Raw genomic sequence first — 23389 nt, forward strand, 5'->3', positions numbered from 1 at the left:
TGGTGGATTTTAGAAGACGGGAGACAGCGTTATCGTGTTGAGTGTGATTCAACGCGAGGAAAAAAAGGGGATGTGGGCGGAACGGGGGAATGAGTTGGTCTGCAAAGAGGATACCACAGACCAACCTGCGGGCTATTTCATGCGACGCTGCCGGCCAACGCTGGCGAGGCGTTGTGTCCGGCAGTAAATGGCAAACAGGATGAAAGCCTGCCCGTTAAGTATCCAGCGAGCACCAGCCAAAGCAACCAATGCCAGAAGCAGCCACAGGCCCGAGTGGCTACCCGTAACAACGCTGTAGCTCAATAGTAAAACGGTCGATATAAGCAACATCGCACAGACGTAAGCCAGCCCTGCCACACCGGCTGTTTGGCCTCGTGCAAGCAGGTAACTGGCCGTGAGTATCGCGCCAATAATGACGATTGAGGGAACAAAAAAACTCAACGCATGTACCTGTGGGCTGAGCGGAGGTAACGCGTGTAGAAATGTCAGCAAATTAAATGCAAAGGCGACCAGCAACAACATCAGAACTATTGCAACCGGGAAGCCGTTTTGCCTGGGAAGCGACCCGGAAGGCTGTTTGAAATAACGTTCAAGCTCTGGAGTGGAACGGGCTAGTATGGACTTATCCTGTCGTGCGATTACCTGATCTATTTCGCGACCATGCTGCAGTAATTCAGCGATATTACGCCCGACAAGCCATGATAAAAATTGCATTAAAATACCGCCAACGATTGAATGGTTCCCACAATATAGCGCCCGGTGCGCGGCACGTTACCAGGAGCAGCAATGATACCACTGACAGCACTGCCTGCCACAGCCGCTGCGCTCGTCACAACCTGCGCGAGTTGCTTAACAAGTTCTCTTTGCACTGGCTCAACAGGGAAACGTTTTGGGTAAAGTCCTGGATTGTAAAAACAGGTTGTTACCTTTCTGTTATAACGTAATTTCCTGACCCATTCCATGCTATTTCTTTATAAGACATATTGATTTTATTCTTTTCTTTTAAGTAATCCATGATCTGAGATGGTGCCCATCCCTGTCCATATGAAAATAAAGCATCGATTTCGATCAGCTTTGTAATCGCTATAATTTGTTCACTTTCGTTTTCAAAGCTAACGCAGTAAGATTTTCCTTTTTCCAGAAAGCCACGCGTTGAAAAACAAGATATGTCTTGGCCGCAACCTACCGATTCAAACACCACTTTCTTATCATCTAATATAGTTACAATTATGGCGTTTAACATATCAATCCTTAATGCTTTTTATATTTAATTTTTGCCGTCTGTTTCAATTTCAACTGAAGCAACTTTGTTTTAAATTGCGTAATAAGGCTTATCCATTCCGCATAGGAAACATTTTTAACATAGTAATCACCTAACCATCTTGGATGACAGCGTGAAAGTAAACTTTCAATAGCTGAGAACCTCACAGGATCTATTTCGTTTAATGTGAGTACTTTACTCATTAGATTATTAATTTCTTCGGCTTCATTAGCGTAAGAGGATGACATCAAGATATCATATATTTTTTGACTCAACCCTTCTAAACCCATATTAATCCTGTTGACCGTTAATATATGGCTGACCGCAGTGACCACTTTCCATCTAACTCATCAATTCCATTACAACTCTAGCGTAATGCCAACCTCAAACCATCGGCACTCTGCTTAAAAAATTAATATCTTATAATCAAAAAGTACTAAAAGCTGCATAACTATAAGATTTAATTATTTTATACATTCTTATAAGATATAAAAACACCAAGCCTTATTTATGATTTAATTTCTTTCTATTTTGAGTGAGTAGCATGATTTCATATGCATCTTGTGCACTTTGTTGAGCTTTGAATGCCTCTTCTGGACTCACTTTACATTTAACATCTTTATTAACAACCCCACCCTCATCGTAATTTATATAGTACTCCTCATTCTGTTGAGTAATAAACATACCAAAACCACTGAAAATAACTTTTTCCATAACTTTATCCAAATTTTAAATTTTAACAATTATTTTCTTAACTACTTGATTAGGATTAATGGTTGTTTCTGAACTCATGACCAATAATAAACTAACACAGCACACATTTCAGCCTGTCAGATTCTATATCATTTAATTTATTACTTATTAAGAATTATGTTTTTTCAAGCATTTTATCAATTCATTTTTAAATTAGCCCCCATCAAAATTGAAGCTATACCCCTCCTTCTCTGGATTGGGTAGCAATAATAACTTCATAGGCATCACGTTCACTTCTTTGAGCTTTCAGTGCTTCAACAAAAGTAATTTTTGATTCTTTTTCAAACATAGCAACTGTGCCATCGTCATATCGAACGTAGTAATCATCATTTCTTTTTATTATGTCTATACCATAATCTGTAAAAATGAGTTCAGTAACAGAAAACTCCTTATTGAAGTTACTTTTAATTATGCTTATAGTAGCAACCTGAAGTCCAGCTATAGTATCACGACTGATATTTTTTAGTGCGTCGTTTTATAAATGCAATTATTTATTAATTAAAAAGTATTTTTTAAACCTCAGTATTATAAGAGACTTATAGTTCATCATTAATTTTAACAACCACGCCGCAATTCAATCAATTTCATACACTTTATGAATTTAGCCATGAATTCATTAAGCTTCAACTCATTATGTCACTCTATTGAAGTCAACATGGCAATTCGATTAAGTACTCTTTAAGTCTTTTTAACAACACATGATCATTAAGGCAATCAATTGGTCGAATATTTTCCAACATTGCTATTTTTCTTTCACTCCATTCAAGACCACCTTTTAGACCAATCTTACCATTTACTACTATAGCTATATCGCTCATACCATTCATTTTTCGTGCTAAAGCCTTCACATCCTAATCTGGGTAGGCCCCACTAAATGAATCAACTAAATTCCTCCACGCGTCATCTCCAATATAATCCGATTCTATTCCCATTACCGCCTCAAATGATATTAAATTTCTGCCTGTTGAATTACGAATTGACGGAGCGCGAAAACCTTCAATCAGAAAGATCTCTTGTTTAGTGGAAGTGAAAGAAAGAACTAATCTACTACCAAATTTTACATTTCCATTTTCTTTATTAATATTAATTTTAGCTCATCCATGGGGGATGAACTTTTAACATATACAAAACTATGTTTACTTAAAAACAAGATACACATCTGCTTCTTATGGACCTCAGTCTTCATCTGATTTCTTAATAAGACATCTTGTCAAAATCTGACTTATCAATCCATCCCAGCTCATTCCGCGTCTACTGATAAAGGTTAGCCTGCAGGTTGTTTAGTTGACCTTATCCACCAAGCTTTCCACTAAAAAGCCATAAAATTAAAAGACAAATGCCTCATTGCAAAATAACACTCTTGATTCAGAATCAAGAGCACTCTTTATTGAGGGCATTATTGTCAAATACTCCTACAAGATAGGACTCATAACGAGCAGGCTGTAACTCCTTATAAGTAAAAACAACTAAAACATCATGCAGTTCATTTGAACATTTTGTTTCAAAAAATCTTAATTGGCTATTTTTATATCGATACTCTTGGGTTTCATTTCCAGTCAACTTCAACCCTTTAATACTGCTGACTACAGCTTTCATTTTCTTTTCTTCATACATATCTAAATCCGTTGAATTGCGCAATCCATAATAAACCATGCCATCACAGTACGGACACGAAATCAGCTTATCATTCATCAAGAAAGCATTTTCTAAACCATCGTGAATTAATATCTTCTTTTTCTGATAATTAATTAATTTCATACTTTTAGTAAATAGCCATTCTCGATTAGTTTATCAATTATTGAAGGGGTTTCATGTTGAGTTTCGTAGCTTGGTTAACCTAGAAAACACAGATAAGTGAAACATAGTTCTGAATTTCCTGCAGATAGGTCAGCATAGATAAAACGCCCTACACATTGAGGTTAAAAAATAAACTCTCTGACTTACACATTCATCAATAGAGAGTTTTTTACTTTTAAAGCGGAATGCGTTTTTTAAAAGAAAGATATAAAATAATAATTTTTTATTTTTTCCTCGGTACCTTTATTATTTTGTCACTTAAAGAAATTATCACTTCACAAGCATCCCGTTGACTTTTTTGAACTTTTTCAGCTTCCTCTTCGTTAATTTCAGCTTCAAGGTATTCGGGAACAAGCTCACCGGAGTCGAGCAAAGCAAAGATTTTCCCATCTCTATCTACAAGAGTTATGCCGTAATCACAAAATATTTTAATATCCACTTTCAAAGCCTATTAAAGAGCACGCCTTTGCCTTTACCGGCAGGCCGTTAACCCGAAGATCCCGACGCGGACTTTTTCCCCGCGCACGCTACCGATCTGACATGACCTTCTCTAAAAACGCAGCGAGCCCTGGCAGGCACTTCAGCGGATGAGCGCGGTGATGGCCTGACAGAAAGTTAAAGTAAAAAAACGGAAGGTTCGTTAAGATTGCTTCCGGATTAAACCTCGAAAACATTAACCAATCAACTTGATGATATCATTCTTAATATCAAAAGCTAATTTTACTATCTCACCATTGTATTTATCTGCATCCGACAACACCTTATTTATATGAAATTTAATTTTCATAAGAGCCTCACCAGATGTGGCGCTGTAATCAATAGCATCTGTAATATCCTTAGCAATATTCGCGCTATTGACCGACTGTTTCTCCAACTTGCCAGCTAGTATTTTTGAACGAGAATAAATGTCATTTTTCATAATTAAAAGAGATTAAAGTTCTGAATATCAACAGCATCCGGCGGAACCACTACTTCGATCCCACCCCCCAAGTTTTCTCCAACCCCCGGAGCAGGCCTCGTGACAAATTCAGCCCCAGGTTTTAAACGTGCAGTCATCAAGAAATTACTTCTGTCCACATTTTCCTGTGGGATTCCATATCTATTCGCATAGCCCGGCGAATGGGGATGTTCTAAAGCCCAGAATTGTGCACCTACTGTTTCACTACGCCCGGTCGTACCAACACGATATAACGTTGCCCCGTTTTCTACTTGTGATCTGGCTGCCAAAGCCTCAGGAGCGGTTGATTGAGTTGCTGGTCCGTATGGGGTTTCTACATCTTTATGCGTTGAACATCTACTCAGCCCCAGCGGGTCAATCCAGCTTAACGGATCCGGCGCATATGCATAAGTATTTAAACCACCCGCCAGCCCTATCGGGTCCTGCTGGGTAAACCGGCCACTGTCCGGATCATAATAACGGAATAAATTATAGTGCAGCCCGGTTTCACGATCCAGATACTGGCCCTGCATACGCAGGTTCTGATTGTAGCCCGGAACGCGCTGATTTGACTCGCGCAGCAGTTTGCCCCACGGGCTGTTAATACCTTCCCAGGCTTTTTGCCCTTCACCGTCAGTCAGCAACTCCGGCATTCCATTGGCCGCATTATGGAACCAGTAAATCTCCGGGCTTTCCACGCCATCAATACGCGCCAGCGGCTCATAGCTCTGGCTGTCGCTGTAAACGTAGGTCAGCGGAATGCCGTCGTGGATCTCCTGCAGCAGGCGGTAGCCTTCCCACACAAAGCGCGTCGTGACGGCGTTGCCAGACGGCCTGCCCTGTAACAGCTGCTGGCTGGTTTTACTGATGCGTCGCCCCAGCGGGTCATAGCGGAAGCTTACCTTAGTGCGTGGCTTATTGCGGTCCCGCGGTTCGCTGATGACGTCCGTCAGGCGGTGCTCACCATCGTAACGGTAGCGCCAGCGGGTCTGACCGTCATCCTTCTCGGTGGTACGGCCATGGATATCGTACTGCCAGCGGATACCGTTCAGCTCGGTGACGCGGTTATGCATGATGTGGGAAGCAGTATGGCGATCCAGCGGGTTGCCTGCGCCATCCCAGCGCCACTGCTCATTACCCGGCAGTGCGCCTTCCTGAGACAGCAGCCGACCGGCGTTATCGTAGTTCCATAATGTCTGGCTGAACGGGTTATCGTCGCGCTCTTCACGGATCAGGTTGTTGCCGTAATCAAAGTCCCGCCGACGGGACCAGACGCGCGGCGCAGGGCGCTGTGCTTCCCCTTTGAAAACGTCAAGGCGGCGCAGCCTGCCCAGCCGGTCATACTCACTGCGCGTGGTCAGGCCGCCCTGCGTGCGGCTGAGTTCCCGATGCAATGTGTCACGGGTAAACTCGGTGACCGGCAGGTTGTCCAGCGCGATGCTCAGTAAATGACCACTGCCGTAGTAAAGCTGTTTCAGGTTACGGCCATCCGGCAGGGTTAAGGCCGTGCAGTTGCCCAGCGCGTCGTAATCCCAGGCCAGTGCGCCCTGCTCCCCCTGCTCACCTACGATGCGGCCCAGCGCATCATACGTAAACGTAATCTCCTGCTCGGCCTGCTGGCTCCACGCGGTGTCAGACAGCGGCAGATGCTGCGACACTTTACCCAGTTGACCACCACCGCTGTAGTGATAGCGCGTCTGGCCTTCCGGCGTGGTCCGCGCCAGCAGTTGTCCTGCACGGCTCCAGTGATAGCGATGGATAATGGACTGAGGATGTCCGGCGGCAAAGGTGCGTGATACCGTGCGGCCCGCGGCGTCATAATCGTATTTCGTGGCAACGCCATCCAGCCCAACCTGGGCCAGCAACAGGGAATCTGCACCCCACTCGAACTGATACTGCTCGCCGTTCTCGTTTTGCAGCGCCGTCAACCGGCCGCGGCTGTCCCAGCTGCGCTGAATCGTCTCACCCTGGGCATTACGGTTGGCGATTAAGCGTCCGACATTGTCGTAGCGGAATTCACTACGTTTACCATCGGCTGACTCATGGGCCAGTGGCAGGCCGTTGTCGCTCCAGCGCAACCGCTCTTCCCAGCCCTCTGCCCGCTCCAGCAGAACAGGACGGCCCGCTGCATCATAGTGATACCGGGTTTCTTCACCATCCGGCGCAGTCACACAGCTGAGCCAGCCAAGGGGATGATAGCGGTAGCGCGTCGTCAGCCCTGAACAGTCTGTTTCACGGATGACCTGGCCGGCATCATTGAATTCACGACGATAGCTGTTACCCGCCGCGTCAGTTTCTTCGACAACCAGCCCAAACTCATCCCGTTTATAGAAGGTACTCTGCCCGAGCGCATCGACCACGCGCTCAAGGCCATGATGGGGATCGTAATAGTATTTCGTTGTGGCACCGTCTGCCCCTGCGACGACCGTCGGCAGAGAGCGGTGTGACAGCCATTGCACCGCCTGCACACCGCCATCCGCATCTTTCTCTTCAACGCGGTTGCCCAGATCGTCATAGGTGAAGCTCACCGCGTTGCCCAGCGGATCGATACGACGCGTCAGGAGTTCGTTTTCATCCCACTCATAGCGCCACTTCTCGCCCCGCTCATCAATAAAGCAGGTGATGAGGCCTGCGGCATTCCAGTGGTGTTCGCGCTGTTGACCGTCATAGGTAGAGACGCGCGTGATACCGGCCTCTAAGTCGTAATGCATATGGCAGCCGTCGCCGGTATTGGTGCGGTTTTCAACGACGCGCCAGTGATCCAGTTTCTGCCAGCGATATTCGCTTTCCAGCCCGCCGGGCAGTTGATGCCAGACCATTAACCCGTCATCGTTGTAACGGAAGCGACGCGAGACAACGCCTGCGGCATCGGTGACGCTGGTAAGCTGGCCCTGTTCATTGTAGGTCCAGTGCGCTAATGGCCAGTGCTGATCACCATCAAAATGGCTGGCTGATGTCGGACGCCGTGTGTGAAGCCTGTCGTCGTAATGCAGGGTGACATCAATAGCCAGCGGCGCGTCATGAATACGCACCAGGCGAGCCTGCTCATCCCAGCCCATCTCCAGCGCATTGCCGTACTCGTCGCTCAGTGAAGCCAGCCGCAGCACTTGCGGATCAGCGGCCGTACGTCTGTACAGGCGCCAAACCGCACCGTCGTCGTCGGCAATGGCGATATCACCCAGTTCGTTGCGCCTTACCATCAGCCCTTCGCTGATGCTGTAGAGCACCTCTTTTTCACCGGGAACCGCAAAGCTCAGCTCGCGCCCGTTGTCATCAAACCAGGTCGCCTGATTGCCATCCAGCGTTAAATAGCTGTCAAACACCGTCGCCCAGCCAGAACCAAATAATCCGCTGCGCTGTGTCAGGCTGTTATAGCTACGCTGGAAACTGAGCGGGAAGCGGCCAGGCAGGGAGAAATCGCGCTCGGCATCATCATTAAGAACTTTGACGCCGGTGGAGGCATGAACCGGGAACAGCGACGAAAAGGCTGCGTTAATCGCCATATCCGCCATCATCCCGCCCACGGCGCTCGCCAGTGCGCAGGGCATATTTTTCAGGATCTGACTGGGGCGACCACGAATCAGGGAAAGGCCGATCATCATCACGGCCAGGCCTGGCACCTTGCCACTTTTAATTTCTCTTACTGTGACGGTTTCACCACCAATGATGACATTGGGGGAAACATCGTCACTCACCGTGGCATCACAGGTGGTTTTATCCTTTGCCCGCACCGCAGGCTGGCCATTGATAAAGACGCTTTTCGATCCCTGCGCCAGATATTGCGGTGCACTGTGCTTTTCACAGGCCACTTTGTCCTGCTCCAGCGGAGAGGTGCCAGCATCGGCAGAGGCGACCGTGGGTTGCCACATTGCACTGCCAAACTGTCCCACCGCAGAGAGCAACATCCCGCCATAGTCTGCGAAACTCTTGGGCGATTGCGGTTCCGGTGGCGGCGTATCTCCAGGCGTAAGCATCCCGGCCGCGCGTGCAGCTAAAAGACCATTAACGTGAACATTCTCAGAGCCGCTGGCGATCACACCGGCTGGAGAAGGCGGGAATATCATGTCTCCCAGCCCATCGGCCGCTTTAGTGATGTCATCCGAAATGCCCGCAGCATTCGCTAATACACCGCCAATAATGCCGCTGAGCAGACAGCTGGAACCAATGGCTGCCACGCCGGCCGCAGCCATTCCTGCACCCAGCAATGGTGCTGCTGCTGTTGCCGCCGCACCGACCGCAGCGCCGATCACGGCGTAGGCTGCGCCTTCAGCAACAATACTGGTGATATCAGCGAAAATACTGGAGTGAATGATCTCATCGCCCACGCGGGCCGCACGGTTATCCATAGCTTATGCTTTCCGCGGGTTGTTCAGACTCAGGCTTTGTTTGAAGGCACTCCAGCGCTGGCCGTCTTCTTCACTGAAGGCGCGCATCGCGGAGAGGGTAAAAATCATTAAGATGTTGCTATCCGGAACCCGGGCCGCCAACTGTCGCTGCCACACGGCTTGTCCGTTACGATCGAATGCGGTTTCAACTTCTATCGCACGCAAAGCGTTATCCGCGCCAGCCGTAACCCGAACAAACTCAGTCTGCTGAATGTGACCCATCTGGCTGCGCAACGTGTCCCACTGACGTTGAAACTCTTTTTCCGCATCGCTGTCCTCAGGAATCACACCCCGGCTCACCACTAATGCCAGTCCGCTGGCGTCATCCCGCAAAATATTCATGGTGGTGTCCTGCCAGGCAGCAGGAAACAGCGCAAAAGCGCCTTCATTAAACTGATAATTCATAGGGTGTCCGTTTTATTGATTGTTTGTGGCGGGTGGAACCAGGCTACGATAATCGCCATCAGCGTTATCGGCATTTGTGAGTATCTGTGTGTTATCACGAGCAACTTTGATATCAAAAAGCCGGGGAGAAATATCCGGGTCCCCGCCGCAACTGACGTCGTGGTTATCTTCACGAACTGTAATGATGTAGAACGCCTTCTCACTGGTGTCATCCAGGTCGTATCTCAGACATTGATCATCAAGCGCGGTGAGGTGATAAGTATGAATCGCGTCCGTCGCTACGGCGATAGCCTGATCAGCGCTGATTTCATGTTGCTCTGCACTCATGGTGGTATTCAACATGATGTGACTGACTTTTTGCTGGTCAATTTCGAACATCAACTGCTTCTCACCCATCTTATAGATAAGCCAGTGCTGATTATCACTGTTGTCTTCTTTTCCGGGTCCATAGGCTTTCTGAACCTGTTCCATGCTATCGCCGACGATTATATTTCGAGCCGTCGGCACGCTGGCACCGTCCAATAGGATCTCTGCCAGAATTGCATGGCTGTCGTTCCCAACCGCCGTCGCGCTGAATAACTCAAAGCCGTCATAGCTGTGTTGGTAATAGTTGTAGCGCTGCTCATTGATGACCACTTCTCCGGCCACAACTGAACTCAGGGCTTTGCCTGCGCGTATGAAGCTTTGATTGCTCCATGCGTCGCCAGGCGTGAAGGCATAGTCGTTTAGCAGGACAGAGAAATCGTTATCGCTCAGTGGAGGCACCGTCTCTGTCGACAGAGTATTTGCCAGACTTAAAACAGGCGTGAATAAAAACGCCAGTGTCAAAAACAACCTGTTTAACGTCATATATTTTCTAATGAGAGAGGATTATTCAAGCCAGATCATCGCATAAAAAGACAACAATTACTGCCGAGCTTTGTACCAGAGCATCATTGTATGTAGCAGCTAATTTACTCTTCCGTAGTAATAATCACTCTACTCAGGCAGTCCGGATTTTTAACCGTGAATGAAAAGGTGATAACCTGCCCGTTGGTATCAGGGGATGATGTATAGCTGGTAAGCTCATGTTCAGACTGACCACGTGGGTAATCCGTTAACCGGATCGCCTGATAGTGTTTTTTGATTTCATTCAGTGTGATGCATTTACCTTGTGGCGAAAAACTAAAAAAAGGTGCCATGCCGTCAGAGGTTTTACTCAGACGTAACTCAATATCATTGATCAACAAAGTATCTTTAAGCCTGACCTGATCAGCCCGGTAAAAATTGATATATTCATTCTGACTTTGTAATGTGAACGCCAGTGGGGCATTGTGGATATTTTGTACAGACAAACTTTTTACGTTGGAACGCATTTGCGCGACAAAGCTCCATATATCATTTGCTTGCATTTTTGCTTCCACTAATCCGTTTATTGAAAAAAAACCTGCCAGTAACATTATTGCTAGTTTACTTTGCCGGGTAATTTTTATCATACCAACCTCCATAATAATCCTCGTATAACTCATTGGTCGTGGAGGTCTTTTCACCCTTTCCGAATATACGCCCGATCTTCATCCTCGCGTCACTCTCAGTGATGTCCCCTTTTTGCAGAGAGTCGAAGATACCATTGTAATCCTTTTGGTTCGCAGCGTTGCCTGCTATACCAATGTCTCCGCCCTGATGGGCAATGATTTCGCGCTGTACACGAATATTATTTAGTGTGGCAGCGCCTTCATCACTGAGTGTACTGTTCAGGTAACTATTCTTAGAACTCAGATCAATATTGGGTTTATAAAGAGCATGTCCACTCTCATGTGACAGCGACTGTACGACGTTAGCGGCGTTATTCATCTGGCTTTTATCGACTGTGATGATACGGCCCTGACGATCCGCTGAAGTCCCCTTACCGGCCTCACCTTCTTTAAACACCCATCCACGCTTTTTCAGCGTGGTGATATCCTGTTTCATGGTAGGTGATTTCTCAACCAAATTGTCGACATCTTTGCCATAACCGCTAAAAGATGGGGTTTGAACGCCAGACGGATTAGCTACATTGTTTGAAGCGTCAGCAGGTGCGCTTGCCAGCGCACCTGCCCTTTCAGGCTTTCCCGGCGTAAATTTCTCCTGAACAGCCGCGCTGATATCGCCTTTATGCCCCGCTCCTGGCGCAGAGGTTCCCGGTTGCGCCCCTTCGGTGTTCAGATTCAGTTTTCCACCCGTGGTAATATTGCCGTCCTTCTCCACGAAGAAATTGAAATCTTTGCCGATCAGATTGATAGTGCCATTGGCGTTCAGTTCGATGGCACTTTCACCCGACACAAGACGTAGCTGAGTGCCCGACGCCAGAACATACTTTTCGACTACGGCATCAACTTTACCTTTACCGGTCAGAATTTCGGTATCGCCTTTAACAGCCTGAATCTGATTAACTTCGACACGATGCAGCTCGCTTTTCGCTACATAGTGGCTCCGTTCTCCACCCACACTATGCGTTTCATCATTTTTGACATTGGTATCCATGTTCTTCTGCGCCTGGATCCACAAATGCTCCTCGCCCGCCTTATCCTCAAAGCGTAATGCATTCGCGGTATCCGCAGTGCCGTCTTTCGAGCGACTCAGAAAGCCCATTTGTGTGGCGGCAGCCGGTAGTGCCCATGGCGGCATACTGGCTTCGTTATAAACACGGCCAATGATCAACGGACGGTCTGGATCGCCGTTGATGAAGTCCACGACGACCTCATCGTTGACGCGCGGGATCTGCACCCCGCCGAAGCCCTGGCCCGCCCAGGCGCTTGACACCCGCACCCAGCACGAACTCGTGTCGTCTCCCTTCGCCAGACGGTCCCAGTGAAACTTCACCTTCACCCGGCCGTATTTGTCCGTCCAGATGCTCTCGCCTTTCGGCCCCACCACCTTCGCCGTCTGCGGGCCGTGCGTCTTCGGCCACGGCGTGTCCGGCTTCGCACGGTACGTCACCGCCGCCGGCAGCACCGTGAAGTCGATGTTGTGCCGCGTGGCACCCACGTCGCCGCTGGCGTAGCTGTTCTCTTCAAAGTCGTAGTGCGCCGACGTCACCAGGTATTTGCCGTTGTCGCTGAAGTGCGGCGCGTTCAGCAGCGAAAAAGTGTACCCCGGCGCGATGCCCGTTGCCGTACCGCTCCCGCTCACCATGTGGTGCTCCACCTGCCACACCTCCTGGCGGATGCGCGCGTAGTACTCGCCGTGACCGTGCTCCACGAAGCGACCCGGCCAGTCGTACACGTCCACCGAACCCGGGGTCGGCGACACCGGGTTCTGCCGCGCCTGCAGCATCCACGCGTTCGGCTTGCGGAAGTCGTAGTCGTCCGTGCTGTACATCCCCGGCGTCACGCTTTCCGACAGCGCCCACTGGCTCACGCCCTCTTCCGTCACGCTGCCGCCCGACGGCGTCACGTGGTAGGCTATCGTTTCGTAGCCCGGGAACGCCTGATGCTGGTCCGGCGCGTCGCACAGCACCAGCGTGTGCTTGTCCGCCTCGTGACGGAAGAAGTAGTACATCCCCTCCAGTTCCATCAGCCGGCTGATAAAGTCGAAGCTGCTCTCCTGATACTGCACGCAGTATTCCCACACCCGGTAGCTTCCCGCCAGCCGCGTCTCCACGTTTACCCCGTACTCCTTCAGCAGCGTCTGCACAATCTGCGGCACCGTCTGGCTCTGGAAGATGCGCAGGTTGCGGTCGCGCTTCATCGGCCACAGATCCGACTCCACCGTCAGCCCGTACACCGCATAACGCACGCCGCCCAGCTCCTCGCTGCGCACGCCTATCTGAGTAACTTTGCCGTTGATGTAACGCGGATTCACCGCACTCATCAGGCCGTCCGTCGGCAGCGTGAACGTGACCGGCTTGCCCAGCAGCGACTGGCGGTCAATGCGCGCGTCGGTGGAGAGCAGCTCCGCTTGCAGCACGAAAGACTGGGACAGCGCTTCGCTGCCGCTCAGACGTCGGAACAGCAGTCCTTGTGCGGGTAACTGGACTGTAATGCGTGAAAACATAAAATTCATCCCTGTCAGAAAAGGGTTGGTAAAAAGGGGTACGCGTTAAGGCGCAAGCATCAATACTTTGAACTGGCTGGGAACAATACGCATCCCGATCGCATTCGTTGAATTTTGCAGACTCATGCTCGTCAGCCGCGTTGCCGGCGTGCCTTTCAATAACACCGTGAATGAACCGGTAAGATGACGCGAGGGTCCCATGACCGTTCCCGATGCCACACCGGTTGCGACGCCTGGGTTATCACCGTTAGTAAGTGGCGTTACGGTTGCCATATTATGCGCGGGCATTCCCATAAAAAGTATATTTAGCGCATTGGGGATTGCCGTTGGCCCCAACGCGATATCTGGATAAGGAACAGGCACCGGTGCGGGCGTCGGCGTCAGGCACACATCCGGGAAAGCCAGATCCACACCAAAAAGCTGACAATTTGCAAACATGTTTACTCCTTAACCCATATGAATCTGTTCGGAATCCACTTTGGTTATCGCTTTCGAGGTGATTACCGTATTGTGAGCATGCAAACGTGCGTAATCTTCCGCTTTCATATCAAGTTGCCCAGCACGAACTTGTTCGGTGTTGTGTGTGGTACGCAGCAGGTTATGGCTAATCTGGGTAATGGTCTGCCATACGGATTCTGCTCGTTTTCCAACGATGCGTGAAAGACTGATCCATGCCGACAGCTTGTCACCACTGTAATTCATCTCGTTGATATGGCAATCACCCTGTTCAGCGCTAACGCGCAGAGCGGCACTGCTTAAACTCAGCTCACCCACACTGTTGATATGCAAATCGCCAGGTATGCTGAGTTCCGCCTTTTGCGGATCGGCACGCTCCAGCACAGCCAGTAGCCAGATCTGATTTTCGACACTGGTGATTAAAACTGTGTCACCGGTTTGCGGCACAATCACGCAACTTGCAGCACGGCGACAATGCCAGCCTCGGCCTTCACACTCAACAGTCAGGCTGCCATCGGCGAAGCTGTGCGTGACAACGCCAGCCGCCTGCACTGGAGGTAAAATGGCTTTTGCCAGCGTATGATTGACACTATTCATTTCTTGATCTCCTCAACTGCGGCTCTGGCGCTGTGCGCTCCATGCTTCAGCTGCCAGTAATTCTTCATCAAATTCAATAATGCCCTGACGACCAGAGAATTGCGCATTCTCCTGGCGCGCCCGATGCATGCGCGTTCGGGAAAAGGTAGCACCGCGTAAATCTGCCTTGCATATATCTGCGCCGGTAAAATCGCTGTACGTCAAATCGCAACGAATGAACAACGCCTGAGAGGCCTTTACCTGCTGCAGGATGCTTTGGAAAAAACGGCTGCCCGTAAAATCTGTATGCTCCATGATTGCACCGACAAAAATGGCCTGATCGAAAAGGCTCCCTTTGCACTGTGCTCCAGTGAGGTCTGCTTCCATGAACAGTGCCTGGCTGGCGTTCACCTGATTGAGCTGAGCGGCTTTAAGCGAAGCGCCTTTAAAATTACATTGTGAAAGTTGAGCACCATTGAACTGTGCTTCATCGAGCGCGCAGTCCATGAACTGGCAGCCAATAAAACGTTGCTGTGCATAATTCTTTTCACGTTGATCGCACTTAAAAAATACCGTGCGTTCAAATGCACCTGCGCTCATGCCGGTCTGACGTAAATCAATACCGTAAAAGGTCGTGAGCAAACTTTTACAGCCATCGAAGCGGCATTCACCCAGCGGTGATTCAAAAAACAGACTGCGGTCAAGCTCCACCTGGGTGAAATCGCTGTGGTTAAGCGGACATTTCATAAACTGCGTGGTAAACAAACGACTGTGCGTAAAATCGCTACCCGTGAGTTCACACTCGTTAAACATAGTTTCGTTAAGACGCGTTTCTCTGACAGTCAATCCAGACATTTCGCACTGATTAAACACTGTCCGATCAAGCTTCGCATTACCCAGGTCGGATTGAGACAGCTGGCATTCGGTGAAAACGGCTTCCTGAAGATTGGCACCCGTAAAGTTGGATCGGGCCAGTGAAACATTTTGGAATATACCACCTGAAAGATCGCATCCGCGTAAATCCAGTTCATCCAGTTTCACATCACTGATCAGATGGCCTTGTTTGATTCGCTGCTGTAAATCAGCGGCGCTAAGCGTGGTCATACAATTTCTCCATCACGCTTCGGTAACGTTTTAATTCGTTTGGTCCAGGCGCCATCGATCTGAGTGGTGTTGCTGGTAAATGCCTGGGAAAGATCGGCACGAAACAGATTAGCACCAGGGAAACGAGCACCACCCAACTGACTTTTTTGCAGTATCGCCCCCATCAGATTGGCATCAGTGAAGTTTGCTTCCCGAAAATCGGTGCGCACAAACAGGCTATCTGCCAGGTTCGCACGCTGGAAATTCGCACACTGGCAGACAGCCTCACTTAGGTCACTGTTCTCCAGTTTCGCCAGGGTAAAATCTGCACCATTGAGTGGAGTCTGGCGCAGATTACTTTGTCGCAGCGTGGCGTGGGTAAAATCTGCGCCATTGAGGGAACTCCCGGAAGCGACCGCGCAGGTCAACCAGGTTGATCCGCTGAAACTGGCCCCATCTGCCTGGGTTTCAACCCATGAGCAGCTATCTAATTCAGCGCGGTTAAATATGGCTTGTGCAAGCGTGGATTTTAAAAACGTCGTTTTGCTGAGCTTCGCCTCTGTAAAGTCCAGGCCTGGAAGGCTGAGTTCCATAAACACGCAAGACGCCATAATAGCGCGCTGAAAGTGGCATTGGGTAAACCAGGTTTCCCGGAACAACAATTCACTGAAAGTCGCTTCATTAAACGTACACTCATCGAAGAGCGTTTCTTGCAACTGCGTATCTTTAAAGTGTGCGCCGGAGAAATCACTTTGACAGCACTGTGCCAGGGCAAAACTCGCGTTTTCAAAATTACAACCGCGCAGGGAAGCATGATGCAGTTCGGTGCGCGCCAGCATCGCACTCTGAAAATTGGCACCGTCCAGTTGGCAGTGACTTAAATCGGCGCATTCCAGCAGCGTCTTACTAAAGTCGGCTCCCCGAAGATCCATACCAGAAAAGTCAGCGCCGGTAAGATCCATACCGCTAAAGTTGCCGCCCTGTGCCAGCGTTCGTTCCGCGCGTTGACGAATTATCAGTGCCAGATCGCCTTTCAGACGCAGCGCTGGTGGCTGGCTTTTAACAGACATGAGATACATTTGATGGAGAGCATCACGCATCTGTGCCAGCGTCTTCTCACTCAGGCTATCCTTGTTGCGCTGCAGCATTTCTTGCATACGGAACAGTGTTTCCGGACCGCGTGGCTGATGCTCGTCACTTTCGCTTTGCGGATAACGGGCCTCTATCTCGCGCTTACGTTGCTCTGCCCGCGCTTTCATCTCGTCGGCCTGGCGGTTCATCTTTTCGATAAATTCCGGCAAGTCTTCCAGTTTGGGTAGCTCGGGTTCATCGGGTTCGTTAAGCAAGTCACCCACATCCCCGCCGGATGCCTCAATACGCGCACGATGCTGCTCTCGGAGATGTTTTGCCCGCGTTTGCATGTTATCCCGCATCGGACTGGGGGTTTGCTCGACCTGATTATCAATCCAGGGCCCGATGGTCTCATCAGGGATAAGATCTTTTTCGCGAAATGAAAACAGCGCGCCGTTTTCTTTATCCAGGCGTTGCGTGAGCACCTTACGATAGTGATTAACTGAGCGTGGTGCTCCCCGTTTTTCCAACGCGGGCATCAACTGCAAGACATCAGCCGCGTCATCTTCATTGATGCGCGTGTTCCCTTGCCATAACAGAACCATTTGCTCCAGATGAGGAAAGAACCATACCGTGGTTGCGCGCAGTGCAATTTCCTCAAACAGTGTTTCATCTTCGCGCTGACGATTAATAAAGCAGCGTGCCTGCCAGGGAGGAAGTTTGCCCTCCTGCATCGGCTTTTGCGGATGCATATTCCAGATTCGCCAGGCAGCTTGCTCAGGTAAGGTATCGCGATCTGCCCACCATTGATCAGGACTGGCAGCATTAAAGACTTTCCAGTCGATATCGCGCGCAAAACCGGGAAAATCATTTTGTAACCAACTAGAATCGTATTTTTTTCCCATACGACTAAAACGTCGTGGCCAGCTAATATCCAGCGGACCAAACCCCGCAGGCTCAGGCTTTTGTTTAGGCTGAGTAAGAGGTCCGCTCATCGCTTCGATGTTAGGTAAGCGGACGAACTCATGGCCCTGATGCACCTCGGGGTGAATGCCAATTCCATAAGGATTGTCATCATGGCCTTCACCGCCAAAAGCGCGACTCCAGTCAAGCCGCATCTGTTCAAAAGGCTGAGGCGCTGTGATGTTATTTCCAACCCAGTAGCGATCGCCAAATACCGCCAGCGACTTGCTTAGCGTATCGACTTCAATCTTTGCCGCGCAGGCGGTTTTATCGCTTTGATGATGTGTATAGGCATTGCCCGTCGCCAGAAACTCAGCACACACTTTCGGGATGGCCAAATCAAGGACGCCGCCACTGGTCTGTAACTCGCTGGCAGCCAGTTGCCAAAGCTCCATTTCCGGGCGGAGCTTCGGGTTATCACTCAAATCGGCTAACGCCAGCACGGTGACGCCAAGATGGTTTTTACCCTGCCAGCGAAAAGGACGATTAAGTACGCTCAGGCGGAGAGGTTTAATAATTTTCATGCCTGGGCCCCCTTTAAGAACGGCATATTAAAGAAACACCAAGTGTAATCCTGAATTTGCTTTAGATAATTATTTAAATTAATAGCTACATTTAGGTTAAATCCAAAAAATCAATTCAAGAATCTAAACATTAGAAGATAAAAGCCATTCAAGATTAAAAAGATAGCATTCACTTACCCTCTTTCCCTCATCCTCACAACTGAACTGAGGTTACTTCCTTGATTGAAGAGGATTGGGAATATCTAAAATTATTTTTTTAGGATCAGACTTATAATACCTGATTTTTACTTTGGCGCCAGGTTGGTATTTACTTACTTCCATAGAGTTTATGACTGAATCCTTTTTAATTTTTACATCCTCACCATTTTCCGTTCGAAACTCCAGAGTCAATGTCACATTAATAAAACCTGAATTGCCTCCCGAGCGACCGTATGCATTGGTTATCACAGCCTGAGTATCAACTCCGTTAGCAATGATGTTTTCCTTGTCTTTTTTATTTCTAAAATCGCGAACAATTAACGATGAAATAATACAAACAAAAATAACCAATCCAGAAGTTGCTATAATATTTGCAATAATCTTCATGAATTTTTCTCAGGTAAACCATTATAAATGCGGTCGCAGCCTTTAAACTCATAGCCAATGAATTAAACCCAACGCAAGCCATAAGTATTTTCATACCATTGCCGAAATGTATTGTGACAGGGGTATTTTCTAATTTGATATCTGTCAAACCAAAACTCAATGGTGTAAATGACATACTCAACGCTATAATATCAGCACTTTAAATAGCAAAACTCAATAAACTACTAACATGGCTTCACTAGTGCGAATTGGCATTTATTACCCAACATGGTCATTCACCGGATGAAGGCCATCCGTGGAAACCTTTAAAATTATAGGGCAATAAATCTTTTCCCAGATTAACCACAGCCATCTTAGGTGAATTATCACAACCGTATTTGACAGAAAGCTTAAGTCCTTTTTTTTATTTTATGTATTTGACTGGATTTTACGGCACACATGGCAGAATATCTTTTCTTAACATCATTAATGGTAGTATAGAAATAATCATCGCCGTATTTGGCATCATTTTGGCAGCAATTTAATTTTGATACATTGATCACGTTACCTGACCAATTGTCACGAGTAGTTTACTCTTTAATCCCTTTGAATTGTGATTTATTAGGCTTCAACATAGAGAGTGATATCGCAATCGCACAAACGTAATGATAACGCCAATCACAAAAAGAGCCCCAGTTATAAAAATCATATATATAACCTGCTTAGTTCAGTCATGATGAACGTTACATTAATCAAAAGGTAAAATTCACTAAAAACAAATTTCAATATAACAACAACATTTAAAAATTAAGATATCAGCGCAAAATTATATAAAATCAGTCATAATCTATTTTCATACATGACCAGATAAAGATACACAGGCATCAATAAAAAGCAGAACTTAATATTGTTATTTAGCCCTTATTGGTTTCCCATCCTCATCTTTAACAAATAAAATGCTACTGGTTTTTATATCAAACTTACCGTCATACACATCGCCAACCTGATATTTATCAAGCGCAATTAGTATTACCGTTTCTTCGTGTTTTTCGACTAGCCAACGTTTCCCATGCGAGTCTGTTACTCTCAAACTCATCTCCACCACTGGATTATTGTTCAGAAAAAGACCGTTTTGCTTCATCGACAGTATAGTTATCTGCACGTCACTGCCATTCTCGATGACAGCTTTTTCAAACTGATGAGAGCTTCGTACTATTTTATTCGCAAGATAATAAGATGCAAAAATAATTAAAATAGTTAAAACAATATTTATAACACTTAATATTGACATAAATTATCTTTATTAAATCACATGAAGAGAAAAAATGCTTTCCATAGATATGTGTTCTCAATAATATTTATTAAATGCAAAAACTTCAAATTTCATTCTAAAAATCAATCTTCAAAAGAAACATCAGTAACTGCAATTTTTTTAGGTGGCACTCCCTGATACTTAAAAGTCAAACTGAAACCTTTTCTCAATTTACTCACCTCTGATGCGTTTAACACAGTAGCAGCCTTGTAAATCCCTTGAGATCCACCAATGTTAGCTTCAAAAGTAAGCAAGTAATAATGATCATAGTTATTAACTATAGATGTCTGTCTCCATGACTGTAATGTTCCTTTCGCTAAGTGTCCTTGCCAAGAATTTCTGGACAACCAGTATTTAACTTCTAAAGAATCTTCTTTTTGCCCTTTAATCCCCTTTAAAGAGACAACAATAAGCAACACAGTGACACCAATGGCCAATAGAGATAAATTATCAGGAATCATTCTCAAAAATCTCTTTTTATAAACATGTGAAGCAGACCAATAGCGGCACCGGGCTCCCGATTTTTTGATAGTTCCCCATTCTTGTTAAGCCTTTAGAACTGAAAAAGCTGCTATCGCAGCTATTAAAGATAAAATGACACCGATAACCAAAGGTGAGTCAATAAAAAATACATTATCGTTCCAGAATGAGGGGTTTGTCATACAAAGCAATACGCTGAGGATCTTTAGGGTCGTACTTAATTGTTGTTCCATTCCCTGGTTTAAAACGTTCAATTTCCTCAAAACTAAGATCTTTCAGAATACTGGCTTCTACTTCTTGATTCTGTTGTGTTTTAAACCTGAAAGTCATTTTATAAATCGGTTTATTACCACCCCACATGGTAGTCTGCTGGGCTGAAACAATATCAGCACTGACTGCAATACCATTTTTTAAAACAGCACTTTGAACAAAACCATCTTTTATAAGCGGAAGAAAGTGATTGCTGAAATTTCTGGCAATAGCGAAAAAGACCACAATGGATATTGCGAGAGAAATATAAAACCACTTACTGGTAAAAAAATCCATTATCAATCTCTTAATCAAAGAAAATAAGGTAAGTGTTTTAGATTTCCAGTGTAGAGCTCCCGAGGTAATCACTGAATAAAAAGGGGATAACATATTTCTCTCTAAACACTTATGCTCAGCACGGCCATTTTAGGTGGTGTATCCTTGCTGTACTTAACAGCCACATTAATACCTTTTTTAATTTTATGTATATCATCGGGCCTTACGACACCCTTTGCACAATATTTTTTCTCGACCCCATTGATATTTGCAAAAAAACAAAAATCATAAAAGAAATCGTTACCATATTTTGAGTCATTCTGATGCCAACTATCAACTGGTACAATGATTACTTCTCCACTCCAGTTATCTCGTTTAGTCCAGTCTTTGATACCTGTTAACTGTGCTTTATTAGGCTTTAACATAGATAGTGAAAGAGTAACCGCACAGACAGTAACTATAATGCCAATGATAAACGGCGTTTCAGTTAGGAATCCCATTTTCACCTTCACATAAATAGATAAGTTTCGCTAATAAATACGTCTGGCTTTATTTATCGATTTGAAATTTTATAATTTTTCACCCACTGTATGTTGCCGATGTCATATATATGAAAAATCAGCAACGTAATAAGTTCAACTTAAAACATAAAGACTTTATTTTTATTTGCTCCAAAATGAAACAATGACTCAGAAAGTGAGACAAGTCGTTCCTTCTGTACTAACTTATTTAACCACGCCTCAGGAATATCTGAATAGCCATATAAAGCACCTGCGATTTGACCCGCAGTGGCTGCCACACTGCCTGCATCATCACCCAGGTTTGCAGCAAGAAGGATGGCATCTTTGAAATTATTGGTGTTCCAGACTGACCACATGGCTGCTTCAAGGGTATCAATAATATATCCACCAGAACGGATTTGGTCGCGACTTTTATTTTTATACTCGCCAGCATTAATAATTAAAACTCTTGACACTAAAGGTATACAGTGAGGCGATAAAGCAGTCTCTTTATCATAACCATTTAATAGCATATATAAAACAAAGCCATGCAACTGGCATGAAAACAGTGATTCGGCAGCACAATGTGTTGCCTTGCTTTGATTTTTTGTAACATAATGGATTTCTTTTAAAGATCTCCATTTAAAAATAACCGCAGGAGACTGTCTTATTAAGCCCGCGTTCCCCGCTGTGTTTTTACTCGTATTACCGTACCATCCCTTACCATGAATAATGTATTGCTCAAGCGCATAACGCGTCGTGTTACCAATATCAAAGCAAGGGTGATTTACGCTATTTTTCCCTCCTTTATACCATTCAACCAATTTATCCCTAAAAAGGTTAATATCTACCCTTCCAGACTCTAAACATGCTTCGGCCAGACAGATAGCCATAGAAGTGTCATCAGTCCATTGGCCTGGTTTTAATTTGAATGGACCTCCTCCGACCATGTCGTAGACATGTTCTGAATCACGGGGTTTGAATTTAAGTGTGGTCCCAACAGCATCACCAATTGCAAGACCGATAAGCGCTCCTTTTGCTCGATCAAGCGCGTCCATATCAGAATTTAATTGTGGGAAATCTTTGCCCCAGTCTGAGAACTGTGAAGCATCTACCTCCTCACCATACTGTACAGCTTTCCTTGTACTTACAGGTAGCAAATCATGGTAGCGCTGAGCATATTCGTCGATAACTTCGTCACTTTCATGTAAATCGATCACGGTACTTCCTTAAGATGAATTAACAGAATCCCGTTGATATCTCCTCTTTCGTAACAAAAAACTTTGTTGTGGCTTGAATAAAACCTCTGATTCTTTTTCCGTTTATTTTGAAATAAACGTGATATCACGCCCTGAATAGCTATCAACATTCATTTTGATTGAGCCATCAAAATGGTTTTAGGGTATCTGTACTCAGGCAGCCGGTAGTGTCCATGGCGGCAGCACCGTGAAGTCGATGTTGTGCCGCATGGTACCTACGTCGACGCTGGCGAAGCTGTTCTCTTCAAAACAGCTCCAGCGCATGCTTGTACGCCTCGTGACGGAAGAAGTAATAAATCGCGTCAAGCTCCATCAGTTGGCTGAAAAATCGAAGCTGCTCTCCTGATACTGTACGCAGTATTCTCGCACCCGGTAGCTTCCCACCAGGCGCGTCTCCACGTTCACCCCTGCGTTTGCACAATCTGCGACACCGTCTGGCTCTGGAAGATGCGCAGGTTGCGGTCGCGCTTCATCGGCTACAGATCCGTCAGTCCGCACACGGCATAACGCACGCCCTCAGACAG

At 46.7% G+C, this 23389-nt stretch carries 23 protein-coding genes and 1 pseudogene; all 24 read right to left on the reverse strand.

What is annotated here, in order from left to right; all coding sequences use genetic code 11:
- Window positions 1-132 precede the first annotated feature (132 nt).
- Window positions 133-714, reverse strand: a complete 582-nt coding sequence (locus NR177_RS03715) for a hypothetical protein (protein ID WP_256852315.1) — start codon at window positions 712-714, stop codon at window positions 133-135.
- 208 nt (window positions 715-922) lie between these two features.
- Window positions 923-1243, reverse strand: a complete 321-nt coding sequence (locus tag NR177_RS03720) for a hypothetical protein (protein ID WP_145393832.1) — start codon at window positions 1241-1243, stop codon at window positions 923-925.
- 8 nt (window positions 1244-1251) lie between these two features.
- Window positions 1252-1551: a hypothetical protein gene (locus tag NR177_RS03725; RefSeq protein WP_218994409.1), complete on the reverse strand. Its 300-nt coding sequence runs from the start codon at window positions 1549-1551 to the stop codon at window positions 1252-1254.
- Between the two features lie 214 nt (window positions 1552-1765).
- On the reverse strand, window positions 1766-1975 hold the full coding sequence (locus NR177_RS03730; protein WP_096010417.1) for a hypothetical protein: 210 nt from the start codon (window positions 1973-1975) through the stop codon (window positions 1766-1768).
- Between the two features lie 689 nt (window positions 1976-2664).
- Window positions 2665-2862 (reverse strand): hypothetical protein, encoded by a 198-nt coding sequence (locus tag NR177_RS03735; protein ID WP_256852316.1) that lies wholly within the window; start codon window positions 2860-2862, stop codon window positions 2665-2667.
- 523 nt (window positions 2863-3385) lie between these two features.
- On the reverse strand, window positions 3386-3772 hold the full coding sequence (locus tag NR177_RS03740; protein WP_256852317.1) for a hypothetical protein: 387 nt from the start codon (window positions 3770-3772) through the stop codon (window positions 3386-3388).
- 262 nt (window positions 3773-4034) lie between these two features.
- Entirely contained in the window at window positions 4035-4250 is a 216-nt protein-coding gene (locus NR177_RS03745) for a hypothetical protein (RefSeq protein WP_096010413.1), read from the reverse strand.
- A gap of 234 nt (window positions 4251-4484) precedes the next feature.
- A complete protein-coding gene (locus NR177_RS03750) occupies window positions 4485-4730 on the reverse strand; it encodes a hypothetical protein (protein ID WP_072404034.1) in 246 nt (81 codons plus the stop codon).
- 2 nt (window positions 4731-4732) lie between these two features.
- Window positions 4733-9094, reverse strand: a complete 4362-nt coding sequence (locus tag NR177_RS03755; protein ID WP_256852318.1) for an RHS repeat-associated core domain-containing protein — start codon at window positions 9092-9094, stop codon at window positions 4733-4735.
- A gap of 3 nt (window positions 9095-9097) precedes the next feature.
- The gene (locus tag NR177_RS03760; protein ID WP_256852319.1) at window positions 9098-9538 is read right to left on the reverse strand and encodes a DcrB-related protein; all 441 of its coding nucleotides are present in this window, start codon (window positions 9536-9538) and stop codon (window positions 9098-9100) included.
- A 12-nt stretch (window positions 9539-9550) separates the two neighbouring features.
- Entirely contained in the window at window positions 9551-10366 is an 816-nt protein-coding gene (locus NR177_RS03765) for a hypothetical protein (protein ID WP_256852320.1), read from the reverse strand.
- A gap of 125 nt (window positions 10367-10491) precedes the next feature.
- Entirely contained in the window at window positions 10492-11013 is a 522-nt protein-coding gene (locus NR177_RS03770; RefSeq protein ID WP_256852321.1) for a hypothetical protein, read from the reverse strand.
- Complete coding sequence (locus tag NR177_RS03775; protein WP_256852322.1) at window positions 10988-13552, reverse strand: type VI secretion system Vgr family protein; 2565 nt, start codon at window positions 13550-13552, stop codon at window positions 10988-10990. The genes NR177_RS03770 and NR177_RS03775 overlap by 26 nt, the downstream gene beginning before the upstream one ends.
- A gap of 45 nt (window positions 13553-13597) precedes the next feature.
- Complete coding sequence (locus NR177_RS03780; RefSeq protein WP_063880038.1) at window positions 13598-13990, reverse strand: DUF4150 domain-containing protein; 393 nt, start codon at window positions 13988-13990, stop codon at window positions 13598-13600.
- A gap of 9 nt (window positions 13991-13999) precedes the next feature.
- On the reverse strand, window positions 14000-14605 hold the full coding sequence (locus tag NR177_RS03785) for a DUF3540 domain-containing protein (protein WP_109718314.1): 606 nt from the start codon (window positions 14603-14605) through the stop codon (window positions 14000-14002).
- A 12-nt stretch (window positions 14606-14617) separates the two neighbouring features.
- Entirely contained in the window at window positions 14618-15688 is a 1071-nt protein-coding gene (locus NR177_RS03790; protein WP_256852323.1) for a pentapeptide repeat-containing protein, read from the reverse strand.
- A complete protein-coding gene (locus NR177_RS03795; protein ID WP_256852324.1) occupies window positions 15685-18225 on the reverse strand; it encodes a DUF2169 domain-containing protein in 2541 nt (846 codons plus the stop codon). The genes NR177_RS03790 and NR177_RS03795 overlap by 4 nt, the downstream gene beginning before the upstream one ends.
- Window positions 18226-18435: 210 nt before the next feature.
- Window positions 18436-18810 carry a DUF3592 domain-containing protein gene (locus NR177_RS03800; protein WP_256852325.1) on the reverse strand — a complete coding sequence of 125 codons (375 nt, stop codon included), beginning with the start codon at window positions 18808-18810 and terminating at the stop codon, window positions 18436-18438.
- Window positions 18811-19699: 889 nt separating this feature from the next.
- A complete protein-coding gene (locus tag NR177_RS03805; protein WP_256852326.1) occupies window positions 19700-20080 on the reverse strand; it encodes a hypothetical protein in 381 nt (126 codons plus the stop codon).
- Window positions 20081-20184: 104 nt separating this feature from the next.
- Window positions 20185-20562: a hypothetical protein gene (locus NR177_RS03810; protein ID WP_256852327.1), complete on the reverse strand. Its 378-nt coding sequence runs from the start codon at window positions 20560-20562 to the stop codon at window positions 20185-20187.
- Window positions 20563-20734: 172 nt separating this feature from the next.
- A complete protein-coding gene (locus NR177_RS03815; RefSeq protein ID WP_256852328.1) occupies window positions 20735-21127 on the reverse strand; it encodes a DUF3592 domain-containing protein in 393 nt (130 codons plus the stop codon).
- Between the two features lie 101 nt (window positions 21128-21228).
- Window positions 21229-21606: a hypothetical protein gene (locus tag NR177_RS03820; RefSeq protein WP_256852329.1), complete on the reverse strand. Its 378-nt coding sequence runs from the start codon at window positions 21604-21606 to the stop codon at window positions 21229-21231.
- Window positions 21607-21746: 140 nt separating this feature from the next.
- Window positions 21747-22826 (reverse strand): ADP-ribosylarginine hydrolase Tri1, encoded by a 1080-nt coding sequence (gene tri1 / locus NR177_RS03825; RefSeq protein ID WP_256852330.1) that lies wholly within the window; start codon window positions 22824-22826, stop codon window positions 21747-21749.
- Window positions 22827-23115: 289 nt separating this feature from the next.
- A pseudogene (locus tag NR177_RS03830) lies at window positions 23116-23380 on the reverse strand (contractile injection system protein, VgrG/Pvc8 family); the annotation flags it as partial.
- Window positions 23381-23389: the final 9 nt, after the last annotated feature.

Origin of the sequence: Pantoea sp. Fr+CA_20 (genome assembly GCF_024520835.1) — a bacterium.
GTDB lineage: Bacteria > Pseudomonadota > Gammaproteobacteria > Enterobacterales > Enterobacteriaceae > Pantoea > Pantoea allii.